At 32.4% G+C, this 15,146-nt stretch carries 14 protein-coding genes; 11 read left to right on the forward strand and 3 right to left on the reverse strand.

What is annotated here, in order from left to right; all coding sequences use genetic code 11:
• The first annotated feature begins 62 nt into the window (after positions 1–62).
• Positions 63–992, forward strand: a complete 930-nt coding sequence (locus AC061E_RS00310) for a DUF6427 family protein (protein WP_478284480.1) — start codon at positions 63–65, stop codon at positions 990–992.
• Here the strand turns inward: AC061E_RS00310 and upp are convergent.
• Entirely contained in the window at positions 987–1,640 is a 654-nt protein-coding gene (gene upp / locus AC061E_RS00315; protein ID WP_478284481.1) for a uracil phosphoribosyltransferase, read from the reverse strand. The genes AC061E_RS00310 and upp overlap by 6 nt on opposite strands.
• Before the next feature lie 86 nt (positions 1,641–1,726).
• Between upp and AC061E_RS00320 the strand changes: the two genes are divergently transcribed.
• The 4 genes from AC061E_RS00320 to AC061E_RS00335 all read left to right on the forward strand — a co-directional run bounded on the left by AC061E_RS00320 (position 1,727) and on the right by AC061E_RS00335 (position 7,371).
• Positions 1,727–2,332 carry a DUF4254 domain-containing protein gene (locus AC061E_RS00320; RefSeq protein WP_478284482.1) on the forward strand — a complete coding sequence of 202 codons (606 nt, stop codon included), beginning with the start codon at positions 1,727–1,729 and terminating at the stop codon, positions 2,330–2,332.
• 54 nt (positions 2,333–2,386) lie between these two features.
• Positions 2,387–3,412: a glycosyltransferase family 9 protein gene (locus AC061E_RS00325; protein ID WP_478284483.1), complete on the forward strand. Its 1,026-nt coding sequence runs from the start codon at positions 2,387–2,389 to the stop codon at positions 3,410–3,412.
• 319 nt (positions 3,413–3,731) lie between these two features.
• Complete coding sequence (locus tag AC061E_RS00330; protein ID WP_478284484.1) at positions 3,732–6,515, forward strand: outer membrane beta-barrel protein; 2,784 nt, start codon at positions 3,732–3,734, stop codon at positions 6,513–6,515.
• Positions 6,516–6,609: 94 nt separating this feature from the next.
• The gene (locus AC061E_RS00335; RefSeq protein ID WP_478284485.1) at positions 6,610–7,371 is read left to right on the forward strand and encodes a GLPGLI family protein; all 762 of its coding nucleotides are present in this window, start codon (positions 6,610–6,612) and stop codon (positions 7,369–7,371) included.
• Positions 7,372–7,778: 407 nt separating this feature from the next.
• Here the strand turns inward: AC061E_RS00335 and AC061E_RS00340 are convergent, their stop codons facing one another.
• Together AC061E_RS00340 and AC061E_RS00345 are read right to left on the reverse strand one after the other, a co-directional pair.
• A complete protein-coding gene (locus tag AC061E_RS00340; RefSeq protein ID WP_478284486.1) occupies positions 7,779–8,324 on the reverse strand; it encodes a GNAT family N-acetyltransferase in 546 nt (181 codons plus the stop codon).
• A 174-nt stretch (positions 8,325–8,498) separates the two neighbouring features.
• On the reverse strand, positions 8,499–9,551 hold the full coding sequence (locus tag AC061E_RS00345; protein WP_478284487.1) for a 2Fe-2S iron-sulfur cluster-binding protein: 1,053 nt from the start codon (positions 9,549–9,551) through the stop codon (positions 8,499–8,501).
• Between the two features lie 130 nt (positions 9,552–9,681).
• On the opposite strand from AC061E_RS00345, the gene AC061E_RS00350 reads away from it, so the two are divergent.
• From AC061E_RS00350 to AC061E_RS00375, 6 genes are all read left to right on the forward strand, one after another.
• On the forward strand, positions 9,682–10,023 hold the full coding sequence (locus AC061E_RS00350; RefSeq protein ID WP_478284488.1) for a PadR family transcriptional regulator: 342 nt from the start codon (positions 9,682–9,684) through the stop codon (positions 10,021–10,023).
• Between the two features lie 10 nt (positions 10,024–10,033).
• Positions 10,034–10,714 (forward strand): hypothetical protein, encoded by a 681-nt coding sequence (locus AC061E_RS00355; protein WP_478284489.1) that lies wholly within the window; start codon positions 10,034–10,036, stop codon positions 10,712–10,714.
• 9 nt (positions 10,715–10,723) lie between these two features.
• Complete coding sequence (locus AC061E_RS00360) at positions 10,724–11,431, forward strand: hypothetical protein (protein ID WP_478284490.1); 708 nt, start codon at positions 10,724–10,726, stop codon at positions 11,429–11,431.
• A 47-nt stretch (positions 11,432–11,478) separates the two neighbouring features.
• Positions 11,479–12,948 (forward strand): DUF5687 family protein, encoded by a 1,470-nt coding sequence (locus tag AC061E_RS00365; RefSeq protein WP_478284491.1) that lies wholly within the window; start codon positions 11,479–11,481, stop codon positions 12,946–12,948.
• 42 nt (positions 12,949–12,990) lie between these two features.
• Positions 12,991–13,686 (forward strand): ABC transporter ATP-binding protein, encoded by a 696-nt coding sequence (locus AC061E_RS00370; protein ID WP_478284492.1) that lies wholly within the window; start codon positions 12,991–12,993, stop codon positions 13,684–13,686.
• 87 nt (positions 13,687–13,773) lie between these two features.
• The gene (locus AC061E_RS00375) at positions 13,774–14,781 is read left to right on the forward strand and encodes a hypothetical protein (RefSeq protein ID WP_478284493.1); all 1,008 of its coding nucleotides are present in this window, start codon (positions 13,774–13,776) and stop codon (positions 14,779–14,781) included.
• Positions 14,782–15,146: the final 365 nt, after the last annotated feature.

The following is a 15,146-nucleotide window of genomic DNA, read 5'->3' on the forward strand; positions in this document are numbered from 1 at the left end:
AAGCAGGGTTTACTTTTTAAACAAGTATTATATTTACAAACACAAAAGTATAAAATATCCTTATGATAACAAGTGTTTTTAGAAAATCTACACCATTAAATTTTTCATTGGTTGTAATTTTTATGCTGGTTTTCTTTTTAGTAGTACAATTCCAAGAAACTTCCTGGATGGCATCTTATTTTTTAATGTTTAAGAAAGGGTTATCTTTTTGTTTTATAGTTGCTTCGGTGTTTTTAACTGATTTTATTGCCAAAAGAAATGGCTTGAGTAAAGACAGCACTTTTACGATATTTTTCTTTTTATTGTTCTTGTTATTTTTTCCAAGTATTTTTGACAATATCAATCTCATTATTGCAAATTTTTTTCTGCTTTTAGCCCTACGCAGATTAATCTCATTGCATTCTTTAAAAGCATCCAAAGAGAAAATATTTGATGCTTCGTTATGGATTTTCTTAGCTAGTTTGTTTCATTTTTGGAGTATCCTTTTTATAGGTTTGGTATTTATTTCTATTATTTTTCACGTAGCCAGAGACTATAGAAACTGGATTTTACCTTTTATTGCTTTTTTTGTTACCGGAATTATCTTTCTATTATTCACAACGCTCTTTCAAGTTGATAGTTTCTCTTATATCCAAAATAGCCTTCGTGTGAACTTTTCACTAGATTATTTTACTAATAATTATCAAAATGGAGCAATGTCTATTTTTGCAACTATTGCTTTGTTTTTTATAATCTCTATGTTTGCTAGTTTGTCAAGTAGACCTCAAATACTACACACATCCTACAAAAAAGTGATTGCTTCGTTCTTTTTAGGAGTTATCATTTATCTTATCTCAGATGATAAAAGTAATGATTTACTCCTTTTTACTTTTGCACCCTTAGCCATCATGGCAACCAGTCATATTGAGATACCACAAGAAAAATTAAAACAAGAAATTGTAGTTTATGTGATGATTGCCTGCAGTATGTTTGCTTTTTTCACACAATTATAATTTAATCCCATAGGCTAAATCACCTGCATCTCCTAGTCCAGGAACGATATAGCTTTTTTCATTGAGTTTTTCATCGAGTGAGGCAACCCATAAGTGGCAAGTATCAGGCAATTGTTCTTGCAGGTTAGCAATCCCCTCTGGCGCTGCAATAACCACAGCAATATGAATTTCTTTTGGGGTACTATTTTCCATTAATTTATTGAAAACAGCTACCAGCGATTGTCCTGTAGCAAGCATAGGATCTACTAGAATTAGGTTCTTTCCGTTGAGGTTAGTAATGGCTTGGTATTGAACCAAAATATCAAATGTTTCATCATTGTTTGAGTGGTGCCGGTAAGCTGATACAAAACCGTTTTCGGCTTGATCAAAGTAATTTAAAAAACCTAAATGCAAAGGCAAACCCGCCCTCAGTACTGAACACAATACGAGTTGATCAGCTATTTCACTAGTTTTTTTTATTCCAAGTGGTGTTTGAATTTCAATATTTGTATACTCTAAACTTTTACTTAATTCGTATGCCATTATTTCGCCAATACGTTCAATATTTCTTCGGAAACGCATACTGTCGTTGTGTACAGTAACATTTCGTATTTGCCCTAAAAAATGATTAAGGACACTGTTTTCCTCTGATAAATAATGAATTTGCATGGTTGTTTTTTTCGAATTAAACTTAGTACTTATTTTTTATGGTATAAAAGTATAAAAAGTATCTTTGTGTTTTAATATATAAAGATATGTTTTCAAAATTAGCCTACTCCGTTTTCGAGCAAAGCATCAAGGATTATCACCAGTTTGATAATGTTGATCAACCTATAAACAATCCTTTCCCAAAGGATAAATTTGAACATTTATTGTATCACAAAAACTGGATTGACACCGTTCAATGGCATTTTGAGGATATTATTCGTGATCCAAATATTAATCCAGTTGCTGCCTTAACATTGAAAAGAAGAATTGATGCTTCTAATCAAGAGCGTACGGATATGGTGGAATATATAGACAGTTATTTTCTTCAAAAACATAGTAATGTGGTGGTAAAAGACCATGCAAAAATCAATTCAGAAAGTCCTGCTTGGGCATTTGACCGTTTGTCTATCTTAGCATTGAAAATTTATCATATGCAAGAAGAAGCTACTCGTGACGAGGCTTCACAAGATCACAGAGATAAATGTCAGGCTAAGTTAAATGTGTTATTAGAGCAAAGAACAGATTTGTCAACTGCAATTGATGATTTACTTACTGATATTGAAAATGGAGATAAATTCATGAAAGTGTACAAACAAATGAAGATGTACAATGATGATGAATTGAATCCTGTTTTGTACCAAAACAAGAAGTAAAAAGATATTTTGAACATTAATTAATTGTCAAAAAAAATCCAAAATATAGCCGTCATGAGACTCTCTGCAATGGGAGATGTCGCCATGACGGTTCCTGTTTTACGAGCTTTTGTAAAGCAGAATCCACAAATTAAAATCACGGTTATTTCTAGACCTTTTTTTAAACCTTTTTTTGAAGGAATTTCTAATCTTTCTTTTTTTGCTTTTGATGAAAAAGAGAGACATAAAGGATTTCTTGGATTGTTGCGTTTGTTCCAAGATTTGAAAGCTTTAGAAATTGATGCTTTTGCCGACTTGCACAATGTTTTGCGTTCTAAAATTATCCGAAATCTTTTTGCACTAAGTGGAAAAAAAACAGCTTCGGTGAATAAAGGAAGAGCAGCAAAAAAAGCATTGACCCAACCCGAAAATAAAGTATTCCAGCAACTGCCTACGATGTTTGAAAGACACGTAAAAGTTTTTGAAAAACTTGGTTTTACCGTTGATCTTTCCCAACCTGAGTTTCCTGAAAAAGCAGTTTTGAGTCCGGATATTTTAACGATAATTGGACAAAAAAATCACAAACTGATTGGAATTGCACCTTTTGCACAATATGATTCTAAAGTATATCCACAGGATTTAATGGGTGAAGTAATTGATCAATTAGCATTGGATACAACCCAAACCATTTTACTTTTTGGCGGAGGAAAAATCGAAATAGAACTCTTAAATTCACTGGCTGATAACAAAGAAAATGTGATTGTAGTTGCAGGAAAAATTAAGTTTCAGCAGGAATTACAACTCATCAGTAATCTGGATGTCATGCTTTCTATGGATTCCGGCAATGCACATATTGCTGCTATGCTGGGCGTAAAAGTCATTACACTTTGGGGCGCCACACATCCTTATGCGGGATTCTCACCGTTTAACCAACCTTTAGAGAATGCTTTGGTCTCTGACAGAAATTTGTTTCCTAAATTACCAACTTCGGTTTATGGAAACAAAAAAGTATTGGGTTATGAAAATGTCATGCGTACAATTTCCCCAGAAATTATTGTTTTAAAAATTAATGGTATTTTGGATAACCATTTAGAATTTTAAATTAAAACACCCATCAAAAATTACCCTTTTCAGATGAGTTTTAGTTTTTAACAAGACTGTTTCCTAAACATGATTACAATCTTTAGAAGTGCTTTCTGAATTACAATTGTAGTTTTAGGCTCATAGACTTTTATGTAAGAATAAATTTAACATTAAAATAACAAAAACGCATTATTTTTGCAGTAAGAATAATACTATTTTTGATTTTGAAAAATTCAATTTGTTTCAATCTGTTTTGGTTAGAAGAAAATATTCATTTGATAATCAAACTTTTTAGAAGAATTTTGAATCGTTCCATTCACAAAATCAGATACTCTTTATGCCAAAAATTATTGTAACCCTTGTAATTTTCTTTTATTTCTGCTTTTCAGCATTTTCTCAAAAAACCAAACTTTCTGGAGTGATAATGGATAGTAATGAAAAAACTCCAATTCACAATTCAGTTGTAGCTTTATTAACTCCGGTAGACTCTGTTCTATTTCAATTTACACGATCCAACAAAGACGGTAAGTTCTTGCTACAAAATATAAAGCCAGGAAAGTACATTCTGATGACTGCTCACAATCAATATGCAGATTATTTAGAGGATATTACCATTACTGATAAAGACATGGACATGGGTAACATCAACTTAATGAGTAAAATGGAGTTGCTCCGTGAAGTGGTCATTAAAACGGGTTCTATCAAGATTAAAGGCGATACTACTAGTTATAGAGCTAGTGATTTTAAAGTGGATGCCAACGCAAATGTGGAAGAATTACTAAAAAAATTACCAGGAATACAAGTTGACAAAAACGGTACTATCAAAGCCATGGGAGAAACCGTTGAAAAAGTATTGGTAGATGGCGAGGAATTTTTTGGAGATGATCCAGGAATGGCTGTTAAAAATTTACGTGCCGATGCGATAAAAGAGGTGCAAGTTTTTAATAAAAAAAGCGATCAAGCTGAGTTCACAGGAATAGACGATGGTGACACTAAAAAAACAATCAACCTGCGATTGAAAGAGGACAAGAAGAAAGGATATTTTGGTAAAATAGATGGTTCGAACCAACCTTTTACCGATGCAGATTCCAGATACAATAGCAATGTTATGGTAAGTAGTTTCAAAGGAAAAAGGAAGCTCTCTGCGTTTTTATTAAATGGAAATACGGGCCAAGATGGATTGGACTGGCAGGATAGTGACAAATTTGGAGGTGGATCAGGTAATGTAAGCATGAGTATGGATGATGATGGAAACGTAAACTATGAATGGACTGGTGGCGACACAGATCAAGAACCGTATGTAGATACTCAAAATGGATTTATAAAGAATAGCAATGCAGGTGTACAATACAGCAACAAATGGGGTGAAAAACACAGTTTAAATTTGTCGCCAAAATACAACAGACAAAGCTACCAAAACAATAATTCTAGAAGTACACAGACTCAGGTAGGCGACACACAATTGAACGAGAATAGATCAACCGTAAGCCATGTTAACAGAGATAACTTTAAATTAAACGCGGTTTATGATGTAAAAATTGACTCCGTAAATACCTTAAAAATTACTGCAAAAACTAATTTTTATAATACAGAAAGTGATGAGTTCACAACTGGCAATACAACCGGTAGTGACGGCTTGATACGAAACAATCAAGAGCGTTTGTTTACTACAAAATCTGATAAAGTAGCGCTTTCAGCTGGCGCTTTATTCAAGCATAAATTTGCTAAAGCCCGCAGAACATTGTCTATAAATACCAATTGGAATACTCTTAATACCAATGCCAATAATTTTTTGAAATCGGCGAATGAAAGTTTTGAAGGTGGTGTTTTTGCTTTTAGTAATGAAGTGGACCAAAACAAAATAGGCGAAAAAAACACTCAGAATCTTACAGTAAACACTACGTATACAGAACCTTTAGGAAAAAAATTCGCATTGCAATTATCTTATCAAATTGCAAATAATAGCGGCGATAGCAATTTTATTACCTACGACTTCTCTGATATTACTGGCAAATATGATGTATTAGTAGAGTCACTTTCGAATCAGTTTGAACAAAATATTACAACACATAAACCGGTTATAAAATTAAATTACAATGCCAAAAAAATCAATTACAGTTTTGGTAGTGGTTTTGGCTTTACTTCCTTTAATTTACAAGATTTAACTTTGAATAAAGAATACAAACGCAGTTTTACTAATTTTTTCCCATCGGCTAATTTTTCGTATAAATACAAAAGCAACAGTAATTTGCGCGTGACGTACCAGGGAGCTACTAGACAGCCCACAATTGACCAATTACAACCATTGCGTAACAATCAGGATTTCTTTAACCAAATAGTAGGAAATCCAGATTTGAAACAATCGTTTACAAATAGCATAAATGTGTCTAATAATAGTTACGATATTTTGACCGAAACGAATTGGTATCAAAGTGTTTCTTTTAGAACGACTTCAAATTTGATTTCTTTCAATAGAGATATTGATCCTGAAAGTGCAAAGACCATCACCACACCAATCAACACAAACGGAAATTTTTCAGGAAATTTCTATATGGGATATGGATTTAAGATCAAAAAAATTGATTTGAATGTCAATCTAAGTCCATCAGCTAATTTCAATAGGTCTGTAAATAGTATCAATAACAAAATCAATAATTCGAATACTTTGAATTCGTCATTCTCTATTTATTTGAATAAATCTAAAGAGAAAAAATACGATATTTCTTTGAACAATAGTTTTTCAAATAGCCGAAATGCTACCTCTCAAAACAATGAGGTGAAATCTTTTAACACCAATAATTTAGGATTAGATGTTGCGGTTTACTTTAGAGAAAAATGGAAAATATCAACCGATTACAATTTATATTCTCGTCAAAAAACAGTAGATTTTCAAACCAATCTTACCAACCAATTATGGAATGCTAGGTTACAAAGAACATTCAAAAATGATGAATTTACCGCTTATGTGATGGTACGAGATATTTTGAATCAAAACATAGGCATCAATAGATTTGTCTATGAAAACACAGTAGGTGAGGAACGTAATGATAGACTTCGCCGATATGCTATGATTGGTTTTACATGGAATTTTAAAAACAAAAATGGCCTAGAAAAAAAATAGACAAATCCGTTTGTTAAGTAGAATCATGCGTTGAATAACGTTTTTAAGCACAGCAACTAAAATGAAAACATCAAAAAGTATAAAATCCAATCCTATGAAATCAATCCTATTTTATCTCGCAGCTTTTGTTTGCACTACAGGATTATTTGCTCAGCAATTTGTAGATAAGGCTGTAGTTGAATATGAAGTAAGCACCAATCTTAAAAAAACAATGAGCAATGACAGTTGGGATGAGCAAATGAAAGAAAACATGTCTGATTTAAAAATATCCTATTTCACCTATACTTTTGAGGACAATAAAAGTATTTTTAAATTCGACCGTTGGAGTCCCAAAACTAGAATCCCGAAACACGAAAAAGACGCAGACGAAGAGAACAGCTGGTTTTTTGATTTTACCGCTCGAAAAATGAACATGCAAAAACAAATTGTAGGAACCAATTTTGTTGTGGTAGATAGTATTCCTAACATTCAGTGGAAGATTACTAATGAACACAGAGAAATTGCTGGCTATAATTGTAGAAAAGCAGTTGGTAAAATAATGGATGATGTATACGTTTTTGCATTTTATACAAATGATATCACCATTTCTGGAGGTCCATGTTCTATAAACGGATTGCCAGGACTTATTTTAGGACTATCAATTCCTAGATTATACACCTCGTACATTGCAACTAAGGTAGGTTTAAAAATCAATGATAGCGCCGCGATCAAGTCCATTACAGCTAAAAAAACCTACGATTTAATAGGATTAAAAACCTTGATCGAAGAAAAAACAAAAGATTGGTATACGTATGGGGAAGATAAGGAAGAAAATAAGCGTCAAAAAAACCTGTTTTTGTGGAATGCTTTCTTGTAATGTTTTGACTGTAGATTAAATATTGGATTTTAAAATATTGATTTTTAGAACACATCAACTCTAAAATCATTTTTTTTTATCTTGACAATACTTTAAAATTTACTGTTCAATGGTATTTGAAATAAAAAAGTATCAAGTTGTGAATATCTTGCACGAATTATTTTAAAGGGATTATTAGTGTTAAGAGTTGATAATGTTCATTGGAACCACTAAGAAAATTTAGGTTTGTTAAAGTATTTATTAATGAACTAAGCTGAATAATTTCAGCAGTTCGTTTATTTTTTCAATTTTGTAATAACTTATGAAAAGGATATTTTAAATTCTATCGATCATTTGATTTTATAAAATAAAACAACTTAAAATAATAGTACTCAAATCAAATTAGGTAAAACTTTCGGTGAGATTTATTAGCTTGTTTTTTTATAATTTTTGTTGATTAGATTCCAATAAATCATCTCATTTTCAATACTTATCTTGGTGAAGTTAAATTTATGTAGAAGATTTATTGAACTAATATTTTCTGTTAAGCAATTTGCTGTAATTTCTTTAATTTTTTCGTTGGAGAAAGCCCATTTTATTATTTCTCTTACGGCTTCTTCTGCAAAACCTTTTCGTCTTTCTTCCTTGATTATGCCATATCCAATATCAATATTTTCTTTTTTATTGTTAAATCCTTTAAATCCTAAATCTCCAATTATTTCCTTTGTGTCTTTCTTGATTATCATCCAAGATTCAAAACCTGATGGATAGCCTACTTTGGTTAAATTATTAATAATTCTTGGCAAAGTATCTAAAACATCCATGTCTGGCCAACTTTTTCCTTTTTGATAGTTCCATTTTTCTAAATCACTAAAATCATTATTTAAAATATTTTGACAAAATGGAATTGTAAATGGTTTAAGTATTAAATTTTTAGTTGTCAGTTGTTCAATTTCAATTTTTTTAATTTTCATGTTTTAATGCAAGATGATAAGGTAAATAAATATAATGTCTGACCTACCTTATAGGATTTAAAGAAGAATTACTTGTAATAGACTATTAAGTCTACTAATATACTAAAAATCTCAACTCCCTAAAACAAAAAAACTTCCCTTTTCAGAGAAGTTCTTGTTATCGTATAGACTGTTTTAAACATCATCATAATCTACATAAAGAGTCTCAGAGGTAGGATGCGCTTGACAGGTAAGTATCAAACCATCGGCAATTTCTTTATCAGTAAGGATAGAATTCTTAGACATCTCAGCAGTTCCAGAGGTAACACGAGCCAGACAGCTGCTGCAAATTCCGCCTTGGCAAGAATATGGAGCATCAATTCCTTGTTTTAAAGCGGCATCTAGAACGGTTTGTTTTTGTGACATTTCAAAGGTTGTTTCCTCATCATCTACCAAAATGGTAATTTTTGAATGACCTCCTAATGATTTTTCTATCTTATTTTCTTTGGTTGATGAAGCAAACAATTCAAATTTAATATTTGATTCCTTTACGTTGTGCTCTTTTAAAACTCCAGAAACGGTATTGATCATTTCTTCAGGACCACACAAATAAAATTTATCAAAATCAAGTTCTTTGTGTTTTGTGTTTAAAACAAAATTCACTGTTGATTTTTCAATTCGGCCAAATAAAGAAGGCTCTACCTGAACTTGACTGTACACATAATGTACAAACAGTCGTCCTACGTATTGCAATTGCAAATCGTGTAATTCTTGGTGAAAAATAGTTTCTTGGGGCGTTTTGTTTCCGTAAACCAATACAAATGAACTATTTGGTTCATTTTTCAAAACGGTTTTTAAGATCGACATTACAGGAGTAATGCCACTTCCTGCCGCAAAAGCAGCGTAGTTGCGTTGGCGATCAGCCTGAGGTTCAAATGTAAATTTTCCTTCCGGAGTACCTACTTCAAGAACGTCACCCGCTTGGAGTTTGGTTTTGGCAAATTGCGAGAACAAACCATTAGGAACGGCTTTAACAGCAATTCGAAGTTCATCACTATCAGGCGAAGAACAAATAGAGTAGGCTCTGCGAATTTCTTGACCGTCAAGGGTTAGTTTTAAGTTCAAATATTGACCAGCAATAAAAGCATAATTGGCTTTTAATTCTTGTGGTACATTAAAAAGTATAGAAACCGCATCTTGAGTTTCGCGTTTTACTTCTTTTATGATAAGTTTTAAAAAGGATGACATCTGTTTATTTTTTTACAAAGATACTAAAGTCAATAGGTTTCTTAAATTAAAGCCTTTGAAAAATTTACATACCTAGAAATGTTATGTATAAGAATCTTATGTATATTTGTTTTTCCAAAAGAAAATGAAAATGAAAAACTCACAATTGTACAAAGGAAGTCTGAATACGATTATCATGAAATTGCTAGAAGAAAATGGCAAGATGTACGGCTATGAAATCACTCAGAAAGTAAAAGCGATTACTGCGGGTGAACTCAATATTACCGAAGGCGCTTTGTATCCCGCCTTACACAAGCTTGAGGCTGAGGGAATTCTGGATGTTGAAATTGAAAAAGTTGACAACCGCATGCGAAAGTATTACAAACTAACCGAATCAGGCGAAAAGGAAACCGTAAACCGACTCTTAGAACTCGAAGATTTCATCAGAAACATGCAGAGTTTAGTGAACCCTAAGCCTAGTTTAGAATTTTAATTTTTTCAAGATGAAATTAACCACCGAACAAATAGCCCAAATAGAAGAGACTTTAGTTTTAAACGGTCTTGTTTATCAAGATGTGAAGCTAGAAATAATTGACCATATAGCATCAGAAATTGAAGAAAGAATGAGTCAGGAAGAAATTTCATTTGACATTGTCTTTAAATCAGTTTTTGAGAAATGGAAAAGTGCACTAGTAATTTCTTCAAGTTATGCTTGGTTAGGAACTTTCTTTAAAGCACCTCGATTTGTAGTAGACAAATTAGTCACTTATTCTAAAGGACAGGCTTTAAATGTATTTTTTTCAATTCTTGTTTTCGGGTCTCTACTAGCTTTTATAGTTTCAAATACATTTCAAAAAGAAACCTTTAAAGCTATTAGTTTAGCTTTACAAGGAGCTTACACGATATTGATAGTATGTACCAGTATAAGTTTGTTTTTGATTTGGAGGTCTACAATTAAAACCATATACGGAAGATTGTTTCTTTTTAGAGGTTGGCTAGTTTTTTTATTTTGTTTACAGTTTAACAACTATAGAGATCCATTAAAGCATTTTGATGCTACTAATTCTTTTTTGCAAAATCTAGTAGGCTGTATACTATTATGTATTCCATTTGTTTATTCTTTCTTTCAATTAGTCTTGGCTAGTGAACATTTTAAAATCGTTAAAAAATTGAAATTAGTTTAATCTTTTTTTATGAAACTAACCACCGAACAAATAGATCAACTTTATCTTTTTACCCGCCAGCGTTATGTGGAGTGGTACGATCTGCAATCAGAGCTTGTAGATCATCTTGCTAATGCCATTGAAGCGCAATTAGAACTGAGTCCAAAACGTACTTTTGACGAAGCTTTAAATATCGAGTTTAAAAAATTTGGTATCTATGGCTTTATGGATGTGGTTGAAAAACGACGAGCGGTCCTAAACAAAAAGTACTACAAGATTGTTTGGCAGTATTTCAAAGATTTTTTCAGTATCCCTAAAATTGGATTAACAATAATTATGAACTTAGCTTTATTTATTGTTTTAAAGTTAAGTGTTTATAGGGAATATATTTTCATGGGAACATACCTTTTATTGTTCGTCACTATGTTTTATGAACTGTACAAAAATCACAAAACCACCAAAAACAGAAAACAAAGCGGAGAAAAACTTTGGTTATTTGAGGAGGTTATCCACAATTATGGAAGTTTTTCGGCAATTATTATTTTGCCGTTTAATATAATGATAAATATCTTTAATCATCCCGAAGAATATCTAATTAATGATTACTTAATAATGGGGCTGAGCTTTTTTTTAGTATCATTTAGCCTATTTCTTTTCATCATTTTTAAAATAATCCCATCCAAAACACAAACTTACCTAGAACAAACCTATCCAGAATATAAATACGAAAAATTGTAACATTTTTTAATTTCGATCTACTTATTAGCAAACCAAAAAACCAAATTATGATTTCAAAATTCCTTTATCTCGAATGGAAAGCCTTTACTAGGTCGGCATCTTTTGCCTCAAATCTTGCACTAAAAATCTTGATGGGATTTGTTGCGGCTTATTTCATTTTAATCTCTTTAGCATTTGGTGTTGGGGCTTTTTATGTCCTCAAGAAAATGAAACTAGACCCAATAGTTTCTGTCAATCAGTTCCTGTTTTATTTGGTAATCATGGATTTAATTGTCCGATTGATGCTTCAAAAAATCCCAGTACTTAACATTCGTCCCTTACTGATTTTTCCCATCAATAAATCAACTATTGTCCATTTCTCACTAGGGAAAACTATTTTGTCTTTTTTCAACATTATTCATGCCTTCTTTTTAATTCCTTTTAGTATAGTATTGCTTATTGAAGGATATGATCCAGCCTCTGTTGTACTTTGGTTCTTGGCCGTTTATTCTTTGTTCTATTGTAACAATTTTATCAATATATTGTTGAGCAATAAAGATAATTTATTTGCCTTGTTTTTAGGAATTACAGCTGTTTTAGGAGGATTGCATTACTATGGTATATTTGATATTACAGCATATGTAGCTCCGTTTTTTAATGCACTTTTCAATACGTATTGGGCATTTTTAATACCAGTTGTAGCCGTAATTGTTTTGTATTATGTTACTTTTCAATATTTCAAGAAGAACTTGTACCTAGACGCAGGTTTATCTAGCAAACACGATGAGGCCAAAACAGAAGATCTTACTTGGTTGAACCAATTTGGAACCATCGGAACTTTCTTGAAAAATGACATCAAATTAATCAAACGAAACAAACGTTCTAAAACTACGGTTGGACTTAGCGTTATGTTTCTATTTTACGGATTGTTGTTTTTTACTAACAGCGTTTCAATGTACAATAATCCTATTATGCACATTTTTGCGGGAATATTTGTTTCAGGTGGATTTTTAATCACTTTCGGACAATTTGTGCCGAGTTGGGATAGCTCGTATTACCAGCTCATGATGACACAAAATATTCCGTACAAAGGCTATTTGAGTTCAAAATGGTGGTTAATGGTAATTGCTACCATTGTTACTACAGTTATTGCTTCGTTCTATCTTTATTTTGGTGTACAAGTTTACTTAACCATTATTGTAGGAGCCATTTATAACATTGGTGTCAACTCACATCTTGTATTATTAGGAGGAGCGTACACTAAAACACCTATTGATTTAAGTTCAGGAAAAGGCGCTTTTGGAGATAAAAAAGCCTTCAATGTAAAAACCATGCTCATCTCCATACCACAATTAGGATTACCTGTATTATTGTATTGGCTTGGGTCTAAATATGGCAGTCCAACTATAGGTTTAGCGCTAGTAGCAGCCCTAGGTGTAATAGGTTTTGCATTCAAAGAAAAAGCATTTTCATTGATTGAAAAAACATATAAATCAGAAAAATACGCTACCATAGCGGCATACAAACAAAAAGGATAACTAACAATCACATTAACCAATCAACCGATTAAACTTCAAAAAATGATACAAGTAAACAACTTATCAAAAACATATAACGGAACAACCGTATTAAAAATAGATTCTTTAGAGATAAAAAAAGGGGAAAGCTTTGGCTTAGTAGGTAACAACGGCGCTGGAAAAACCACCTTTTTCAGTTTGCTTTTAGATTTAATACAGCCCTCAACAGGCAACATCATCAACCATGGCGTGCAAGTAAACACCAGCGAAGCTTGGAAACCTTTTACAGCATCGTTCCTAGACGAAAGCTTTTTGATAGGATACCTAACTCCCGAAGAATATTTTTATTTCATTGGCGATTTACGCGGTCAAAACAAAGCCGATGTTGATGTTTTACTAGCCAAACATGAAGAGTTTTTCAACGGAGAAATCCTTAAAAACAAAAAATATTTACGCGATTTATCAAAAGGAAACCAGAAAAAAGTAGGGATCATTGCTACTCTTATTGGCAATCCCGAAGTAGTGATTCTAGACGAACCATTTGCTAATTTAGACCCAACCACACAATTCCGATTGAAAAAAATCATCAAAGATCTAGCCGATGATCCTAACGTAACCGTACTTGTGTCAAGCCATGATTTGCAACATACCGTTGAGGTTAGTAACAGGATTGTAGCCATGCACAAAGGAAACGTGGTCAAAGACATTCAAACATCGCCAGAAACCTTACAAGAATTAGAACAGTTTTTTGCCGTATAAATTCAGCACAACAATTTTAGATAATGTTATGGGTTATTGCACCGCCTAAAGGACACAAAAATAAATTAAATACAAAATCAAATCAGAATGAAAAAAATCATATTTGCAAGTTTGTTATTGATTACTATCAATAGCATTAACGCACAGACACAATTGAATTCGATTGGTTCTTACCTTTGGAATGACGCAGACCAACCAAAAATATTTAATAATAAATTGCAACTTTCATTTGTTAAAGGAGAAAATGGATTTCCGAGTTTTGGGTCAGTATTGGCTGGAGGAGGATATTATGTAGGTCAAGACGGAGGTGCTTTTCAACTTTTTTTTCCTTACAGTGAAACCTATGGAGGTGTTGCTCCAAAAATACGATTAGGAAGATATGATAATCAAGGTTGGACTAATTGGGAAACATTTTATACTTCGGCCAACGCCAATAAATCTAATATAGATTGGAGTGCAAAAATATTGACTGTAGATGATAGGATTGGAGTAGGTACAAGTAATATTTCAAATCCAATAACAGTACAAAAAGTTTCTGGAGGGACAGGTTTTAGTGGTTCAGATGGGAATGGAGGTATTAGAGTTAGATGGTCAACTGGGTATGGTGTAGCTCTTGATGCATGGGATGGAAATAGTCCGAAATGGGGTATAACTAAATATGTTCAAAATACTCCAACAGTAATGATTGAAGGTGTATACAACACGAATGATGTCATTTTTAACTCTGGTGGATACGTTGGGATTGGTACAGTATCTCCTAAATATAAGTTGGATGTAATAGGGACAATTAGAGCACGAGAAATTAAAGTTGACCTAAATGGAGCTGATTTTGTTTTTGAAAATACTTATAAATTAATGCCATTAAATGAATTAGAAAAATTTGTAAAAGAACAAAAGCATTTACCAGAAATTGCACCTGCAAAAGAAATGGAGAATAATGGTACTGATTTAGGAGTTTTAACATCTAAGCTATTACAAAAAATTGAAGAATTGACTTTATATACAATTGAACAGAATAAAAAAATTGAAGAGCAGAATCAAGAATTCAAAATATTGAAAGCTAAAATTAAAAAATTGGAGTCTAATAAAAGATAAGGATTGTCAAGCAAAAACCCATAAGAGCTAGTAAGTAATAGTCGGGAATTAGGCTTAATGGAAAAATGGTTTTGTATTTGGAAAAATTCTTTATAATCCGAAAATAATTGCTTTATTTAGCCGACTATCGCTTACTAGCAAGACGATACCGCTAATTCGCTTAAGAGATGCTCCCAGGAGAATATCTACAAAATGAATTAGCGTTTTCTTTTGGGCGTAACCCTCAGTCTCGTTCAGTAAAACGAGACCTCGGGTCGGACTTTTCGCTATATCTTTATTTTTTTAAAGAAAAAAAATAAAGGATGCCGCTGCAATCCCTTACGCACTCGAGTAAAGTTCAAATAAAGCATCATAATTTTCACGTT

It is taken from the genome of Flavobacterium sp. GNP011, from assembly GCF_056428925.1.

Bases quoted from the DNA above. Each gene is read 5' to 3' on its own strand.
- AC061E_RS00310 (WP_478284480.1), top strand. From the start codon at position 63: ATGATAACAAGTGTTTTTAGAAAATCTACACCATTAAATTTTTCATTG.
- upp (WP_478284481.1), bottom strand. From the start codon at position 1,640: ATGCAAATTCATTATTTATCAGAGGAAAACAGTGTCCTTAATCATTTT.
- AC061E_RS00320 (WP_478284482.1), top strand. From the start codon at position 1,727: ATGTTTTCAAAATTAGCCTACTCCGTTTTCGAGCAAAGCATCAAGGAT.
- AC061E_RS00325 (WP_478284483.1), top strand. From the start codon at position 2,387: ATGAGACTCTCTGCAATGGGAGATGTCGCCATGACGGTTCCTGTTTTA.
- AC061E_RS00330 (WP_478284484.1), top strand. From the start codon at position 3,732: ATGCCAAAAATTATTGTAACCCTTGTAATTTTCTTTTATTTCTGCTTT.
- AC061E_RS00335 (WP_478284485.1), top strand. From the start codon at position 6,610: ATGAAATCAATCCTATTTTATCTCGCAGCTTTTGTTTGCACTACAGGA.
- AC061E_RS00340 (WP_478284486.1), bottom strand. From the start codon at position 8,324: ATGAAAATTAAAAAAATTGAAATTGAACAACTGACAACTAAAAATTTA.
- AC061E_RS00345 (WP_478284487.1), bottom strand. From the start codon at position 9,551: ATGTCATCCTTTTTAAAACTTATCATAAAAGAAGTAAAACGCGAAACT.
- AC061E_RS00350 (WP_478284488.1), top strand. From the start codon at position 9,682: ATGAAAAACTCACAATTGTACAAAGGAAGTCTGAATACGATTATCATG.
- AC061E_RS00355 (WP_478284489.1), top strand. From the start codon at position 10,034: ATGAAATTAACCACCGAACAAATAGCCCAAATAGAAGAGACTTTAGTT.
- AC061E_RS00360 (WP_478284490.1), top strand. From the start codon at position 10,724: ATGAAACTAACCACCGAACAAATAGATCAACTTTATCTTTTTACCCGC.
- AC061E_RS00365 (WP_478284491.1), top strand. From the start codon at position 11,479: ATGATTTCAAAATTCCTTTATCTCGAATGGAAAGCCTTTACTAGGTCG.
- AC061E_RS00370 (WP_478284492.1), top strand. From the start codon at position 12,991: ATGATACAAGTAAACAACTTATCAAAAACATATAACGGAACAACCGTA.
- AC061E_RS00375 (WP_478284493.1), top strand. From the start codon at position 13,774: ATGAAAAAAATCATATTTGCAAGTTTGTTATTGATTACTATCAATAGC.